10 protein-coding genes are annotated in these 16,875 nt (G+C 59.8%); 7 read left to right on the top strand and 3 right to left on the bottom strand.

The annotated features are described in order from the left end of the window. Positions 1 to 464 precede the first annotated feature (464 nt). Together AMM33_RS20435 and AMM33_RS20430 are read right to left on the bottom strand one after the other, a co-directional pair. A complete protein-coding gene (locus tag AMM33_RS20435) occupies positions 465 to 2,174 on the bottom strand; it encodes an N-acyl-D-amino-acid deacylase family protein (protein ID WP_090143080.1) in 1,710 nt (569 codons plus the stop codon). A gap of 24 nt (positions 2,175 to 2,198) precedes the next feature. Then, complete coding sequence (locus tag AMM33_RS20430) at positions 2,199 to 3,218, bottom strand: Bug family tripartite tricarboxylate transporter substrate binding protein (RefSeq protein WP_090143079.1); 1,020 nt, start codon at positions 3,216 to 3,218, stop codon at positions 2,199 to 2,201. 125 nt (positions 3,219 to 3,343) lie between these two features. Here AMM33_RS20430 and AMM33_RS20425 point away from each other — a divergent pair, with 125 nt between their 5' ends. Both AMM33_RS20425 and AMM33_RS20420 read left to right on the top strand, forming a co-directional pair. Then, positions 3,344 to 4,261: a LysR family transcriptional regulator gene (locus tag AMM33_RS20425; RefSeq protein ID WP_090143078.1), complete on the top strand. Its 918-nt coding sequence runs from the start codon at positions 3,344 to 3,346 to the stop codon at positions 4,259 to 4,261. Between the two features lie 144 nt (positions 4,262 to 4,405). After that, on the top strand, positions 4,406 to 6,820 hold the full coding sequence (locus AMM33_RS20420) for a response regulator (protein WP_194945613.1): 2,415 nt from the start codon (positions 4,406 to 4,408) through the stop codon (positions 6,818 to 6,820). Positions 6,821 to 7,138: 318 nt separating this feature from the next. Here the strand turns inward: AMM33_RS20420 and AMM33_RS20415 are convergent, their stop codons facing one another. Further along, a complete protein-coding gene (locus AMM33_RS20415) occupies positions 7,139 to 8,698 on the bottom strand; it encodes a benzoate-CoA ligase family protein (protein ID WP_090143076.1) in 1,560 nt (519 codons plus the stop codon). Positions 8,699 to 8,863: 165 nt separating this feature from the next. On the opposite strand from AMM33_RS20415, the gene AMM33_RS20410 reads away from it, so the two are divergent. The 5 genes from AMM33_RS20410 to AMM33_RS20390 all read left to right on the top strand — a co-directional run bounded on the left by AMM33_RS20410 (position 8,864) and on the right by AMM33_RS20390 (position 16,865). Further along, entirely contained in the window at positions 8,864 to 9,787 is a 924-nt protein-coding gene (locus AMM33_RS20410; RefSeq protein WP_090143075.1) for a helix-turn-helix transcriptional regulator, read from the top strand. 158 nt (positions 9,788 to 9,945) lie between these two features. Continuing rightward, positions 9,946 to 11,604, top strand: coding sequence for a 2,3-epoxybenzoyl-CoA dihydrolase (boxC, locus tag AMM33_RS20405; protein WP_090143074.1), 1,659 nt, complete (start codon positions 9,946 to 9,948; stop codon positions 11,602 to 11,604). A gap of 110 nt (positions 11,605 to 11,714) precedes the next feature. Further along, entirely contained in the window at positions 11,715 to 13,142 is a 1,428-nt protein-coding gene (boxB, locus tag AMM33_RS20400) for a benzoyl-CoA 2,3-epoxidase subunit BoxB (protein ID WP_090143100.1), read from the top strand. Positions 13,143 to 13,600: 458 nt separating this feature from the next. Then, positions 13,601 to 14,911, top strand: coding sequence for a benzoyl-CoA 2,3-epoxidase subunit BoxA (boxA, locus tag AMM33_RS20395; protein ID WP_090143073.1), 1,311 nt, complete (start codon positions 13,601 to 13,603; stop codon positions 14,909 to 14,911). A gap of 304 nt (positions 14,912 to 15,215) precedes the next feature. Continuing rightward, the gene (locus AMM33_RS20390) at positions 15,216 to 16,865 is read left to right on the top strand and encodes an OFA family MFS transporter (protein WP_090143072.1); all 1,650 of its coding nucleotides are present in this window, start codon (positions 15,216 to 15,218) and stop codon (positions 16,863 to 16,865) included. Positions 16,866 to 16,875: the final 10 nt, after the last annotated feature.

Here is a 16,875-nt window from a genome sequence, read left to right as displayed (position 1 = left end):
TGCTTCTGATCTTTATGTTTGCGCTTTGGAGGCACGGGGCTCGCATGCGCAATGTCGGGCAGCAGGCAATGTCGGACTCTGCGAGGCCCCAAATGGCCCCCATGCAACACGCACGCGTCAAGGTGATGACGCAGTCCAAAAGATCAGTGGTCTAAGACTCCTGATGTAGGCGGGTCCTCCACCCGTCATTGCGAGCGAAGCGCGGCAATCCAGTTGCTGCGGTGGATCTGGAATGCCTGCTCAAGCAAACGCCGCAACTGGACTGCCACATCGCAAGCTCCTCGCAGTGATGGGGAGAGGGCCCAGGCTCACTCGCCGTGACGGGGATAGGATGCAGGCTCCTCGAATTGACAGGGATAGGGTGCAGCCTCACTCACCGTGACGACTGTGAATTCGTCATTGCGAGCGAAGCGTGGCCATCCAGCTGCTGAGGTCGATATGGCCCCAAGGCTTCTTGTGTGGGCTCAGCTTTTTTGACCGGCCCGCATCAGCTGGCCCGGCAGGGCGCCTGTGGCTTGCTGGTGTTCAAAGATGGGCTGGCCGGCCACCAGGGTGGCGATGTAGCCATCGCAGCGCTGGGTCAGGCGCCGCCCGCCTGCTGGCAGGTCGTACACCATTTCGGGGGCGTACAGGCGCAGTTTGTCGTAGTCGATGATGTTGATGTCGGCTTTCTTGCCCACTTGCAGTGTGCCCCGGTCGTGCATGCCGTAGAGGCGGGCCGTGTCATGTGTCTGGCGCTTGACCATGGCTTCCACGCTGAATGTGCCGCCCCGGGTGCGCGAACGGCTCCAGTGCGTCAACATGAAGGTGGGCATGCTCACGTCGCAGATGTAGTTGCAGTGCGCGCCGCCATCCGACAGGCTGTTGACGGTCACATCGGTCTGCAGCCATTCTTGCAGGTGGTCCAGATTGCCGTAGGAGTAGTTGAAGCTCGGGTAATAGAGCATGGCCATGCCATCGCGTTCCATCATCAGGTCATAGACGATTTCCAGGCCGCTGCGGCCCTGGGCTTGCATCATGGCCTGCACGCTTTCGCTGGCTTCGGGCTCGTAGTCCGGGTTGTCGGCCAGGCGGTAGATTTTGTGGAAGTTGCCAAACATGGTGCGCATGCGCTCGTCGGTGCGCAGGCGTTCGCCGGTCAGGATGGCCTGGCGTACTTCAGGCTGGCGCAGCCGTGCGATGCGCTCGGGCCAGGGCAGCTTGGCGATCTCCAGATAGGCCGGGCTCACGATGAAGGGGTGCAAGCTGCTGTGCCACGAAAACAGCAGGCCCACAGGGCGGCCGCAGATGCCGCCATACAGGGGGATGTCTTGTTGGTGGGCGTCTTTCAGGGTGCCCAGAATCTCTTTCCACAAATCGGGTGCCGGGTCGGTTTGCTGCAAGTTAAAGAGCACGGGCAGTTTGTTCTTGATGGCCAGATTGCGCATCCACGGAATCTCGTGGTGCATGGAGATGTGGTTGGAGGTCATCTGGAACACGCCGTGGCCCACTTCGCCCAGCACCTGGCCCAGGGTGGAGATTTCTTCGCCTGTGGCAAAGGTGCCTGGCGGGTATTTGCGCTGGTCGTATTTGTGCAAAAAGGTGCGTGAGGTGGAAAAACCAAACGCGCCAGCCTTGAGTGCCTCGCGCACGATGTGGCACATCTCGAACAGGTCGTCCGGCGTGGTCTCGTCGTGCTGGATGCCGCGTTCGCCCATCACATAGGCCCGCACGGCCGAGTGGGGGATTTGCGTGGCGATGTCCAGGGCCTTGGGGCGGCGCGCCAGGGCATCCATGTATTCGGGAAAGCTTTCCCAATCCCACTGGATGCCTTCGGACAGCACCGCACCGGGGATGTCCTCCACGCCCTCCATGACCGAGATCAGCCAGTCGCGCTTGTCGGGCTTGACCGGGGCAAAGCCCATGCCGCAGTTGCCCATGACCACGCTGGTCACGCCGTGCGCCGTGGAGGGTGAGAGGTAGGGGTCCCAGGTGGCCTGGCCGTCGTAGTGGGTGTGGATGTCGATCCAGCCGGGTGTGACCAGGGCGCCTTGGGCGTCGAGGGTGCGGCGGGCTGGGCCTGCCTTGCCACCCACCTGGCTGATGACGCCTTGGTCGATGGCGATGTCGCCTGCTTGGGCGGGTGCGCCGGTGCCGTCAATGAGGCTGCCGCCGCGAATCACGAGATCGTGCATGGTGTTGTCCTTGTGTGTGGGGGTTCAGTCGAGTTTGAGGTTCAGGCGTTTGATCACGGTGCCCCAGCGTTCATGGTCGCTTTTCACGATTCGGGCGAATTCGTCAGGCCCCACACCACTGACCTCGTTGCCTTGGGTGGTGATCATTTGGCTGACATCCGTTGTGCGCAAAGCCTTGTTGACTGCATCCGATATTTTTTTGGCCAAAGGCGCGGCGGTGTTGCCGGGAGCAAACAGGCCTTGCCAGCCCACGATGTCAATGCCCTCGACGCCTTGTTCGGTCATGGTGGGCAAGTCGGGCAGCACTTGCAGGCGCTTTTCTGTGGCCGTGCCCAGCAGCTTGAAGCGGCCGGCATTGGCCCCTTGCACCGCTGTGGCTGTGCCATCAAAGTAAAAGTGTACGTCGCCAGCCATCAGTGCCCGTGTGGCATCCGGTGAACCTTTGAAGGGGATGTGCACCATTTGGGTTTTGGTTTGCATCATCAGCAACTCGGCGTTCAGGTGCGAGGTGGAGCCCTGGCTGTAGCTGGCGAAGTTGAGCTTGCCGGGGTTCTTGCGGGCGTGGCTCACCAGGTCTTGCACAGAGTTGAAAGGCGAATCCTTTTTGACCACGAGCACAGTGGCCGACCGGGCAACCTGGACCACGGGCGTGAAGTCCTTGAACGCGTCGTAGGGCAGCTTGCTGTAGAGGTGAGGGTTTTGGGTGTGGGTGATGACGAAGGTGTAGAGCAGGGTGTGGCCATCGTTGGCCGATTTGGCCACATCCTGAGCGCCGATGATGGTGCCCGCGCCTGGTTTGTTGTCGACCACGAACACGCCGCCGGTGTCTTCAGTGAGCTTGCGTGCCAGCAGTCTGGCCAGCACGTCGGTGCCTGCGCCGGCCGGGCTGGGCACGACGATTCGGACAGGTTTGCCGGGTGTGGGCCAGACGGTGTCTTGTGCCAAAGCCAGTCCCGAGAGTGACCCGATGCAAAGGCTGGCGATCAGGGCGCGTGCCCAGGTCCGTCGCTGGCTCGGATGAAAAGACTTGAGAGGTGTTGTCATGGAGGTCTCCTGTGGTTTTTTTCGGTGATGCCAACCTTGCTTGAAGGTGGCGCCGGGATCAGCTTAGAGCGTGTGGTCAATAAAAACAATTGCAAAAAAATAGAATTTTCATAAAATATTTTTATATGTTGAACTTGCGCAGACTGCATCATCTGGCCGTCATCGCGGAGGAGAAATCCTTCCTCAAGGCGGCGCTGCGCCTGAACCTGACCCAGCCGGCGCTCACACGCAGCATCCAGACGCTGGAAGAGTCATTGGGTTTGCAGTTGCTCAACAGGGCACATGATGGGGTGAGCTTGACCGACGCCGGGCATCGCATATTGCCCCGGGCCTTGCAAATTTTGGGCGATGCGGAGAGCCTCAAGCGCGAAGCACAGCAATTGGTCGGGGTGGATTCTGGGCATGTCAATTTCGGTGTCGGGGTTTTCCCCGCAGAAGCTTTTTTGACTCGGCTGCTGATCGAGCAGGTGCAGGAAAAACCGGGCCTGACGGTGGATGTGGACATTGGCAACTGGCAACGGCTCAGGGGCAAGTTGCAACGCAATGAACTTGATTTTGTGGTGGCGTTGACCCACAGTTTGCCGCCGCCTGCCGACTTTGCCGTGCACCCCTTGCCGACGCAGCGATTTGGGTTTTTTGTGCGTCAGGCTCACCCCTTGCTGGGGCTGGATGCATTGGCGCAGCGCCGGGCGATGCGCCAGTACAAGCTCATCGGCCCGGTGCTGCCCAATCAGGCCAGACTGGCCCTGCAAGAGATCTATCAACTGCAGCACCACGAAGAATTGCCTGTTGGCCTGAGCTGCGACAGTGTGGCCGTGCTGCGGTCGGTGATGCTGTCCAGTGACTGTGTCTTGTTCGCTACGCACGAGGCGATGTGCGCCTCGCTGCCCGTTGAGCCTTGTGTCGCCTTACCGCATGTGCAGTACGCAGCTGCACAGGCGCTGGCCACATCGGTCATCCATGCCCAAGGGCGGGTGCTGTCTCCGGCGGCTTTGTGGCTGATCGGCAAGATCGAGCAAGTGCTGGCTTCAGCGGGTCCTTGAGTGAGTGCTGATGCGCTGGCGGCTGAGCCCCGTGATCCGTGATGGGGTTGCACAGTAGCGTGCATTCTTATTGGTCAGTAGATTCATATTTGTGGGTATCAAAGTATTCATTGCTATCATCCCGCGGATATTTGAAAGTTGCATGTGAAGGTTTTTTACAGTTTGATTTCCGGTTTTCAGCAATGGCTGCTGCGCTGGCCTATGCAGTGGTTAGGGGTCGTATTGCTGACCATGGGTGTGTGGATGGTGCTCTACACCTACCAGTCCAGCGAACGTGTGGTGCAGCAATATGCGACTGAAAGTGCGGCAGCCCATGCGGCTTCGGTCACGCAGTTTCGCAATTTCTACACCCAGGAATTGGTGCCCCGCGCCGTGAGAGGCGGCATGGAGATCACGCACGACTACAAGCAGCGTGACAACGCCTTGCCCCTGCCCGCGACCTTGACCATTGACCTGGGCCACTACTTGTCCAAGGTGGATGGCGGCACCCAGGTGCGCCTGTACAGCGCGCAGCCCTTTCCATGGCGCCTGGCAGAGCAGCAGCTGGACAGCTTTCAGCAGCAAGCGCTGCAACACCTCAAGTCCCATCCCGATGAGCCTTTTGTGCGCGAAGAGATCATGAACGGCGAACGTGTCTTGCGCTATGCACAAGCTGACCGCATGTTGCCCAAATGCGTGGCATGCCACAACAGCTACCCCGGCTCGCCCCGCACGGACTGGAAAGAAGGCGATGTGCGCGGTGCACTTGAGGTGATTTTGCCGGTGTCGCAATGGCAATTGGCCAGCACCGAGGTGCTTAACCGGACTTTTTACATCTTGCTGGCGCTGCTGTTTGGGGGGCTGTGGCTGATCTGGTTTTCGGTGCGTCGCCTGCGAGGCGCCTTGTTGGGGGCGCGGCAGTTGTCTGCCGAGCGCAAGCAGGCCATTGGGCAGCTGAGCGATGAGATCACGGAGCGCAAATCGGTTGAACGTGATTTGCGTTTGAGCGAGAGCAAGCTCAACAGCATTTTCCAGTCGGTGCCCGAGGCCATTGTGGTGGCGGATGCGCAAGGACACATCGTTCAGTGCAATGACGCGACCACAGCCATTTTTGGCTACCGCATGGACCAGCTCATGGGACAACGCATCAACTTGCTGATGAATCCTTCGGAGAGCAGTCGGCACGATGTGTATATGGAAACCTATCTCAGCAGTGGCGAGAAGAAACTGCTCAATCAGCCCCGCGTGCTGCAGGGGCGGCGTCAGGACGGGACTTCGTTTCCTGTGCGCCTGACCATCAGCGAAACACGGGTCGACAATGCGCATTTTTTCATTGGCGTGATGCAGGATTTCACGGCCATTCAGGATGCGCAGGACATGCTGGTGGACGCCAAAGACAAGGCCGAGCAGGCCAACCGCTTGAGGGGAGAGTTCCTGGCCAATATGAGCCACGAAATCCGCACCCCCATGAACGGCATTCTGGGCATGACCGAGCTGGCGCTGGATACCCAAGATGCGAAGCAGCAAAAGGAGTATTTGACGCTGGCCCGTGATTCAGCCCACCACTTGTTGCACATCATCAATGAGATTCTGGATTTTTCAAAAATCGAGGCCAATGCCCTGGAGTTGGAGCTTTTGGAGGTGGTGCCCTCTCAGTTGATTCGGCACACGGCACGTTCGCTGGAGCAACTTGCGCGGGTCAAGGGGGTTGAGCTGCGCGTTCTGACCGATGCATCCGTGCCCGACCTGGTGTGGCTCGATCCCGTGCGCATGCGCCAGGTGCTGACCAATTTGATTGGCAATGCCATCAAGTTCACGGACCATGGCAGCGTGACCGTGCATACCGAAGTTTTGCCCGTCGCCGATGCCCAGGAATGTCTGCTGCGCATCAGCATCACCGATACAGGCATTGGTTTTGATCCTGCCCGCACGGACGCCTTGTTCAGTCCGTTCACGCAGGCTGACGGTTCTGTGACCCGCTCTTTTGGAGGCACGGGCCTGGGGTTGGCGATCACGCGCAGCCTGATCCAGCTGATGGGCGGGGACATCACCGCACACAGCCAGCCCGGGCAGGGCGCCACCTTTGTGACCACTGTGCCGATCAAGCCCGTGCAGCGGGATTTGAGCCTGGAAGCCACAGTGAGCAAAGCTGAAGCTGCCAGTTCTTACGCCTCGGAATCTGCGCGTTTGTTGTCGGTTTTACTGGTGGAAGACCACGACATCAACCGCAAATTGGCCGAAATCATGTTGCAGCGCATGGGCTATGACTATGACACTGCCAACGACGGGCAGCACGCCCTGGACTTGCTGGCGCAGCAGCACTTTGATGTGGTGCTCATGGACGTGATGATGCCGGTCATGGATGGCCTGACGGCCTTGCGTTTGCTGCGCGAAAAAGAAGCCGGAACAGGGCGCAGAACACCGGTCTTGATGGTCACCGCGCATGCGATGACCGGCGACAAGGAGCGCTTTTTGGCCGCTGGAGCCGATGGCTATGTCTCCAAGCCCATGTCGCAAATCGCTTTGCAAACTGAAATCAATCGGGTGGTGAGTGCTGACCGGCCCGATGGCGCGGTTTGAGGCATCCGCACCGCTTTCACCGGGCGAGCCGCAGTCTGTGTGGCTGAAGCAATCTTCATATTGATCCGGCCCTTTGAAGTCTGCAGGGTGACTTCAACCTTGCACCTTGTGGGAGCTAGCCCTGCTGGCGATCGGACGCTTGTGGACCACAGGCTTTTCGCTTGGCTGGCAAGCTCCCACAAAATCCTCCCAACCGGCAACACGCGGCTCAGACTTCATCGGGCCGAATCTATAAAGAGGCAGGAGGGTTGAAGCACAATGGGTGAATCAGCTGGTGGTCCACACCGCATCCGCTGTGCATGGCCCCGCTGAGGGGGCTCATTGCGCTTTTTCCAGATCGCGCAAGCGAAAGCGCTGGATCTTGCCCGTGGCGGTCTTGGGCAACTCGGCCACAAACTCGATGAAACGCGGGTACTTGTAGGGGGCCAGGCGCTCCTTCACGAACGCCTTGACCTCGTCTTGTGTCAGGCTCTGGCCCGCCTTCAGCACGATGAAGGCCTTGGTCTTGGTCAGGCCGTCGGTGTCTTCCTTGCCTATGACGGCCGCTTCAAGAACAGCGGGGTGTTGCACCAGCGTGGACTCGACCTCAAAAGGCGACACGTAAATGCCGCTGACCTTGAGCATGTCGTCGTTGCGGCCCGCGTAGGTGTAGTAGCCATCGGGGTCGCGGGTGTATTTGTCGCCGCTTTTGGTCCAGACGCCCTGGAAGGTGTCGCGCGATTTCTCGCGGTTGTTCCAGTACATCAGGGCGCTGCTGGGGCCCTGGATGTAGAGGTCGCCGATCTCGTTGGCGCCGGTCACCACGCTGCCGTCTTCGTTACGCAACTGGACTTCGTAGCCGGGCACAGCCTTGCCCGTGGTGCCGTAACGCACGTCGCCCGGGCGGTTGGACAAAAAGACGTGCAGCATTTCGGTGGAGCCGATGCCGTCGATGATGTCGCAGCCGAAATGGGCACTCCAGCGCTCGGCGATGTCGCGCGGCAAGGCTTCACCGGCCGATGAGCACAGGCGCAAAGCCACCTGGCTTTTGGCGGGCAATTCGGGGTTGGCCAGCATGCCGCCATAACCGGTGGGGGCGCCATAAAACACCGTGGGCTGGTGGTCGACCAGGCGCTTGAACGTGGCTTGCGGGGTGGGGCGCTCGGCCATCAGCACCACTGTGGCTCCCACGCTCAAGGGGAAGGTGAGGGCGTTGCCCAGGCCATAGGCAAAGAACAGCTTGGCGGCCGAGAACACGGTGTCGCTTTCCTGCAGGTTCAGCACGCCTTGGCCATACAGCGCGGCCGTCCAGTACAGGTTGCCCTGGCTGTGCACCGTGCCCTTGGGTTGGCCGGTGGAGCCGGACGAATACAACCAGAAGGCCGGCTCATCGGCCAGGGTCAGGGCGGGCAACACGGGGTTGTTTTGGGCGACAAAGTCGGCCATGTTGAATTGGCCTTGGGCCAAGGCGCCTGTGGGGCGCGAGACCACGACTTGGCGCACCTCGGTTTTGACCAGATCCAGGGCACTTTGCAGGGTGGGCAGCAGGGCGCCCGAGACCAGGGCGGCTTGGGCGCGGCTGTTGCGCAGCATGAAGGCATAGTCTTCGGCGGTGAGCAAGGTGTTCACGGCCACCGGCACCACGCCCGCATAGAGCGCGCCCAAAAAGGCCACCACCCAGTCGCTGCAGTCGTGCATGAGCAAGAGCACGCGCTCTTCGCGCTTGAGCCCCATGGCCTGCAGCCCTCCGGCAAAGCGGCGAATCTGGTCGGCCAGCGAACCGTATTGGAGCGAGCCTGCATCGTCCACCAGCGCTGTTTTGTCCGGTCGCCCTGCGTTGCTGGCGATCAGGTGCTGGGCGAAATTGAATTCGGTCGGGGGTGGGGCTGCTGGGCGCAAGCTGTGTCTCCTTTTATTTCGGGGGTCTGTGTTCAAGTGCGCCAGTTGGCGGTATAAACACCTTCTTATGCACTATTGTGCGTCCTACATAGTATGCAGTAAAGTGCATATTTTGGGTTGTTTGAAATCCTAGGGTTTTCCCTGTTTTGAAGCGCTTTGTTGAACATGACCTCTGAAGTCAAGCTGTCCACCGATCCCACCGATCCCACCGAGCCCGACACCAAACGCAGTCCTTTTCTGGAAGCGCTGGGCGAGCGCGTGCGCAATTTGCGTTCACGCAAAGGCATGACGCGCCGCGCCGTGGCCGTGGCGGCCGATGTGTCCGAGCGCCATTTGGCCAACCTCGAATACGGCACGGGCAATGTCTCGGTGCTGGTGCTGCTGCAGGTGGCCCATGCCTTGCAGTGCTCGCTGGCCGAGTTGCTGGGCGACATGACGACCACCTCGCCCGAGTGGCTGCTGATTCGGGACTTGCTCTCCAAACGAAGCGAGGCCGATCTGCGCCGTGCCCGTCTGCAACTGAGCGACATGTTTGGCGAGGGTGGCAACGCGCAAGAGCGCAAGAGCCGCATCGCGCTGGTTGGCTTGCGCGGCGCGGGCAAAACCGCGCTGGGCCAGCGCTTGGCCGACGATCTGGGCTTTCCCTTCATTGAGCTGAGCCGCGAGATCGAGCAGTTCGCCGGTTGCCAGATCAGTGAAATCCACAACCTCTACGGTGCCAACGCTTACCGCCGTTACGAACGCCGCGCCCTCGAAGAAGCCATCCAGATCTACCCCGAAGTCGTGATTGCCACGCCCGGCGGTTTGGTGTCCGATTCGGCCAATTTCAATGTGCTGCTCTCGCACTGCACCACCGTGTGGTTGCAGGCCGACGCCGCTGACCACATGGGGCGCGTGGCCGCACAAGGCGACATGCGGCCCATGGCGGCCAGCCGCGAGGCCATGGAAGACCTCAAGCGCATCCTGGAAGGTCGCTCGGCCTTCTATTCCAAGGCCGACATGGCCATCAACACCAGTGGGCGCACCGAAGACCAGGCGTTCGAGGCCTTGCGGTCTTCGGTTCGCCAGCATTTGAGCTTGGCGACGTGAGCGGATGCAGGAAATTTCATTTCCTAGGGTAAATACTGACAAAATGAATTAAAGTGCATGTTGTGGTGGTGGTTAACCTGCACTAAACTTCACTGTAACATGCACTGAAATGCATTTCTTGACAGAACCCAAGCCTGACATCACCGACGGAGACCCCCATGAGCACGAATTTCCAAGTCAATTACCAGACCAGCCCTGCCGAATACAAACACATCCAACTGTCTTTTGACGGCGAGATCGCCACCTTGTCGATCAACATCAACGAAGACGCTGGCATCCGCCCCGGCTACAAGCTCAAACTCAACAGCTATGACCTGGGCGTGGACATCGAGTTGCACGACGCGCTGCAGCGCATCCGTTTCGAGCACCCCGAAGTGCGCACTGTGGTCGTGACCAGCTTGAAGGACCGTGTGTTCTGCTCGGGTGCCAACATTTTCATGCTGGGTGTGTCCACCCACGGCTGGAAAGTGAATTTTTGCAAGTTCACCAACGAAACCCGCAACGGCATCGAAGACTCCAGCAAGCACGATGGCCTGAAATTTGTGGCCGCCCTGAACGGCGCTTGCGCTGGCGGCGGCTACGAGCTGGCGCTGGCGTGCGACGACATCGTGCTGGTGGACGACCGCTCGAGCGCCGTGTCGCTGCCCGAAGTGCCATTGCTCGGCGTGCTGCCCGGCACCGGTGGTCTGACCCGCGTGACCGACAAGCGCCATGTGCGCCACGACCTGGCCGACATCTTCTGCACCAGCGTCGAAGGTGTGCGCGGTCAAAAAGCCGTGGACTGGCGCTTGGTCGACGCGATCGCCAAGCCCGCTGTGTTCAAGGATGTGGTGAAGGCACGCGCCGCCAAGCTGGCCGCTGACAGCATTCGCCCCGTGGGTGCCAAAGGCGTGACGCTGACACCTTTGAACCGCAGCATCGCCGCTGACGCGTTGACATACACCAACGTTACTGTGGAGATCGACCGCGCCAAGCGTATCGCCACCTTCACCGTCAAGGCCCCTGCCACGGCTCAGCCCACCGACATCGCCGGCATCGAAGCCGCAGGCATGAACTGGTGGCCTCTGCAAATGGTGCGCGAACTCGATGACGCCATCTTGCACATGCGCACCAACGAACTGGACATCGGCACTTGGGTGCTCAAGACCTCGGGTGACGCCGCTGCTGTGCTGGCCTCTGACGCCACGATGCTGGCGAACAAGGACCACTGGCTGGTGCGCGAGACCATCGGCCACCTGCGCCGCACGCTGGCCCGCATGGACGTGACCTCGCGCAGCCTGTTTGCCTTGGTTGAAGAAGGGACTTGTTTTGTCGGCACACTCGCCGAATTGGTCTTCTGCGCCGACCGCGCCTACATGCTGGCGCTGCCGGACGACGAAGCCAAGGCCCCCAAGATCCAGCTGAACGAAATGAACTTCGGTTTCTTCCCCATGGTCAACGACCAGACCCGCTTGCAGCGCCGCTTTTATGAAGAAGTGCCTGCCATGGAAGCCGCTCGCGGCGCGATTGGCAAGGCCTTGGACGCCGATGCAGCCTTGGCTTTGGGTTTGGTCACTGCCGCCCCGGACGACATTGACTGGGCCGACGAAATCCGCCTGGCCCTGGAAGAGCGTTCTTCCATGTCGCCCGATGCGCTGACCGGTCTGGAAGCAAACCTGCGTTTTGCCCAGCAAGAGAACATGCTGACCCGAATTTTTGGTCGCTTGACCGCATGGCAAAACTGGATCTTCCAGCGCCCCAACGCCGTCGGCGAAAAAGGTGCGCTGAAGGTTTACGGCAAAGGCGAAAAAGTCAGCTTCGACTTGAACCGCGTCTGATTTGTTCAGCGTTATGCGTTGAGGGTTCAGCGTGAAGCTGGTCAACAACGCTCAACGCCGAACGCATAACCCGAAACAACTCAACCCGATTAACCCCCCAGGAGATCATGATGTCCGGTATCAACTACAGCGAAAAAATTCCCAACAACGTCAACTTGAGCGAAGACCGTACGCTGCAACGCGCCTTGGAGCAGTGGCAGCCCAACTTCATCAACTGGTGGGATGACATGGGCCCCGAAGGCTCGACCGACATGGACGTGTACCTGCGCACCGCCGTGAGCGTGGACCCGCAAGGCTGGGCCCAGTTTGGCCACGTCAAGATGCGCGACTACCGTTGGGGCGTGTTTTTGAACCCCGGTGAGCAAGACCGCAAGATCCATTTTGGTGACAACATCGGCGAGAAAGCCTGGCAAGACGTGCCTGGCGAACACCGCGCCAACCTGCGCCGCATCATCGTCACGCAAGGCGACACCGAGCCCGCATCGGTGGAGCAGCAGCGCCACCTGGGCCTGACTGCGCCCAGCATGTACGACCTGCGCAACCTGTTCCAGATCAACGTCGAAGAAGGCCGTCACCTGTGGGCCATGGTGTACCTGCTGCACAAATACTTCGGCAAGGACGGCCGTGAAGAAGCCGACGCCCTGCTGCAGCGCAATAGCGGCAACGAAGACAACCCCCGCATCTTGCAGGCCTTCAACGAGAAGACCCCTGACTGGTTGTCCTTCTTCATGTTCACTTACTTCACCGACCGCGACGGCAAGTTCCAGCTGTGCGCCCTGGCCGAATCCGCATTCGACCCGCTGGCCCGCACCACCAAGTTCATGCTGACCGAAGAAGCGCACCACATGTTTGTGGGCGAGTCTGGTGTGAGCCGCACCATCCAGCGCACCGTGGACGTGATGAACCAGCTCAAAACCGACGACGTGGGCAAGCTGCGCGCTGCGGGCGTGATTGATTTGCCCACCATCCAGCGCTACATCAACTTCCACTTCTCGGTGACCATCGACTTGTTCGGTGCCGACCAGTCGTCCAATGCCGCCACCTTCTACAGCTCGGGCCTGAAAGGCCGTTACGAAGAAGGCAAACGTACCGATGACCACATCTTGAAGGGCAACAGCTACAAGATCCTGTCGGTGGAAGACGGCAAGCTGGTCGAAAAAGAAGTGCCGATGCTCAACGCTTTGAACGAAGTGCTGCGCGACGACTACATCACGGACTCCAAAGGCGGTATTGACCGTTGGAACCGCGTGATTGCCAAGGCCGGTATTCCTTTCACCTTGACCGCGCCCCACAAGGCGTTCCACCGCAACATCGGTTCTTTGTCGGGTGCCAAGATCACGCCCGATGGCCGTGTGGTGACCGACGCCGAGTGGATGGCCAAAGTGGGCGAGTGGTTGCCCACCAACGAAGACCGCGCGTATGTGGCCAGCCTGATGGGCCGTGTGGTGGAGCCCGGCAAGTTCGCCAACTGGATCGCGCCACCCGTCATGGGCATCAACCGTCAGCCAGTGGACTTTGATTACGTCCGGTTCAACTGATTGATCTTCTGATCTGACTGCTGCCTCCATTTTGGGGGCGGCAGTCGTCAAAGGCAGGGGCGGGTTCCTCATACTGGGGTACCAGAAATCGTCACCCNGCCCCTGCCTTTGACGACTGCATGGGGTTTGTTGAGCGTCTGTTGGTGGCTGTGTGGCTGGTTGTTTCTATGTTCTGCCTTGAGTGGAGGCGGTCATTGAAAGGGCAAGGGGCGGGTTCCTCATGACGGGGTATCGAAAATCGTCACCCGCCCCTTGCCCTTTCAATGACATGGGTGTGCTGAGCGATCTGGGTCCCAGTAGACTCTGAGCGTTGAAGCAGGCACAGAGCGACGGTATGGCTGGGGGSCGGGCGCCGATTTCTGGTACCCCAGCATGAGGCGCCCGGCCCCCAGCCATACCGTTGCGGACCACGCAGACCCAAGACAGCAAACCACAAAAGCAGACAAGAGAGCCAAGACATGAGCACCGAAGCGACGCTGATCAAACAACACCTGATCGACCCGGAAATTTGCATCCGCTGCAACACCTGCGAAGCGATCTGCCCTGTGGGCGCCATCACCCACGACTCGCTCAACTACGTGGTCAAGGCCGACGTCTGCAACGGTTGCATGGACTGCATCTCGCCGTGCCCCACCGGCTCGATTGACAACTGGCGCATGGTGCCCAAAGCCAAGGCCTACAGCATCGAAGAACAACTCAAGTGGTACGACCTGCCTGCTGAACTGAGCGCCGAAGAACTGGCCGCGGCTGGTGGCGATGCCGGTCTGGTCCAAGATGAAGCCCAAGCCGCCGTACAAGCCGCTGCTTCATCCTCATCGGCCGTCAGCACCGCCACCGCCTCGGGTTTCAACTCAGCGCAATTCGGCGCCACCATCCCCCCTTGGTCGGCTGCGCACGCCTACACCAACCTCTATGGCCCCAAGGCCGCTGAGAAAACCATCACCGCCACCGTGACGGGCAACCTGCGCGTGACCGAAGTGGGCCAACAAGCAGGCCAGCAAGACTACGACACCCACCACATCGTGCTCGACTTTGGCAGCCTGCCCTTTCCGGTGCTCGAAGGCCAATCGATCGGCATCATCCCGCCAGGCGTGGACGCCAACGGCAAACCGCACCATGCGCGTCAGTACTCGATTGCCAGCCCCCGCAACGGCGAGCGTCCCGGCCACAACAACCTGTCGCTGACCATCAAACGCGTGCTCGAAGACCACGACGGCCAACCCGTGCGCGGCGTGGCTTCCAACTTCATGTGCGATCTGAATGTGGGTGAAAAAGTGCAGGTGATCGGGCCGTTTGGCGCGAGCTTCCTCATGCCCAACCACCCCAAGAGCAACATCGTCATGATCTGCACCGGAACCGGCAGCGCGCCCATGCGGGCCATGACCGAATGGCGTCGCCGCCTGCGGGCCAGTGGCAAGTTCGAGGGTGGCAAACTCATGCTGTTCTTTGGGGCCCGCACGCCGGCCGAGCTGCCGTACTTTGGGCCACTGAACAACCTGCCCAAGGACTTCATCGACACCGAGTTCGCGTTCTCGCGCGAAGTGGGCAAGCCCAAGCGTTACGTGCAAGACGCCATGCGCGATCGCGCTGCCGACATCGCAGCCCAGCTCAAAGACCCCAACACCTGTTTTTATGTGTGCGGCCTCAAAAGCATGGAAGAGGGCGTGGTCATGGCCTTGCGAGACATCGCACAGAACGCCGGGCTCGACTGGGATACCGTGGGTGCGGCACTCAAAAAAGAAGGCCGCCTGCACCTCGAAACTTATTGAGCCAGAGGGTTCATGGTCCTGTTCAGACCTGTGGCTTGAACCGAAGACCTGGGGGGCAAAATTTTGGCAAAGTACGGCCTCCGTCTGGGTGGCATTGACTGGACTCAGGGATGGTTTTGGCTGTTGACAAGGCGTTAGTCCCAACAGTTTTTACCGACAGTTTTCCCTGATTTGAACGGACGTTGGATGTGTCGTCAGTTGCCTTCAGGCGCATCCATGCAGGCTGTATGTCGCAGCTTTTGGCTTGCGCGACCGATGACGTGATCGAGCCCATGCGGCCACATCAACGACAGGAGTAATTCCGATGAGCACCCATTCCCCCGGTTGGCTGGACAAGGAAAGAATCATTGCCGGTCCGGGCTTCAACCGCTGGCTGGTGCCGCCAGCGGCCTTGGCCATTCACCTGAGCATTGGCATGGCCTATGGTTTTTCAGTATTTTGGCTGCCGCTGTCCAAAGCCTTGGGCATCCAGGAAGCCATACCGTGCGGACCCGAGGTGGGGTTTTGGGGTCAACTTTTCACCACCCGTTGTGATTGGCAAATTTCAACCTTGGGCTGGATGTATACCTTGTTCTTTGTGTTGCTCGGCACCAGCGCCGCCACTTGGGGCGGCTGGTTGGAGCGAGCAGGGCCGCGCAAAGCGGGTGTGGTGTCTGCGGTGTGCTGGTGTGGGGGCATGCTGCTGTCGGCCTTGGGCGTTTACCTGCACCAGTTCTGGTTGATGCTGGTCGGCTCCGGTGTCATTGGGGGCATTGGTTTGGGCCTGGGCTACATCTCGCCTGTCTCGACACTGATCAAGTGGTTCCCGGATCGGCGGGGCATGGCGACAGGCATGGCCATCATGGGTTTTGGCGGTGGGGCGATGATTGGCTCTCCCTTGGCGGCTGATTTGATGACATATTTTTCGACACCTACCGACGTGGGTGTGATGCAAACCTTCATCGTCATGGCCTTGATTTATTTTGCCTTCATGATGGCGGGTGCCTGGGGTTACCGCGTGCCAGAGACCGGCTGGAAACCAGCGGCTTGGACGCCACCGCCTGCCCAAGTGCACAACGCCATGATCACTCAGCGGCATGTGCATGTCAGCAAAGTCTGGGGCATCCCCCAGTTCTGGCTGATCTGGATGGTGCTGTGCATGAACGTGAGTGCCGGAATCGGTGTGATCGGCATGGCTTCACCCATGTTGCAAGAGGTGTTCGGTGGCAGCTTGATCGGTGTTCAGGCCAAGTTTGCTGACCTTGACAAAGAACAGCTCAAATCCATGGCCACGGTGGCTGCAGGTTTTACCGCCCTGTTGAGTTTGTTCAACATCGGGGGGCGATTTTTCTGGGCCAGTCTGTCGGACAAACTGGGCCGCAAATTGACCTATGCGGTGATTTTCGTCTTGGGTGGCCTGCTGTATTTCAGCATCCCGGGCAGTTCTGCGGCCGGCAACATCGTTTTGTTTGTGTCGGCTTTTTGCATCATTTTGAGCATGTATGGCGGCGGCTTTGCCACGGTGCCGGCGTATCTGGCGGACCTTTTTGGTACACAGATGGTCGGTGCCATCCACGGCCGTTTGTTGACCGCTTGGGCCACAGCCGGCGTTCTTGGACCTGTGGTGGTGAACTACATGCGTGAATACCAGCTGAGCTTGGGCATCCCTCGCGAGCAGGTCTACAACCAGACGATGTACATCCTGGTGGGCATGCTGGTCGTGGGGTTGATCTGTAATGTGCTGGTCAAGCCGCTGGATGCCAAATGGTTCATGACGGATGCAGAACTGGCCGAAGAAAAACGCTTGGCCCATGAGAGGGCTGTCTCCACAGAACTGGTGCGCAGCCGGGGTGCGAGGGGTGCTGACCGTGTGAATGTCATTTTTGTCGTGTTGGCATGGGCCGCAGTAGGATTTCCGCTGGCTTGGGGTGTTTACCGCACCTGGCTCAGTGTTGCCAAGTTTTTCGCTTCATGACCGCCCCTCG

This window comes from Limnohabitans sp. DM1 (genome assembly GCF_001269385.1).
Classification (GTDB): Bacteria; Pseudomonadota; Gammaproteobacteria; order Burkholderiales; family Burkholderiaceae_C; genus Limnohabitans_A.
The sequence above is the reverse complement of the archived record's forward strand: the minus strand, read 5'-3'. Positions and strand labels throughout refer to the sequence as shown.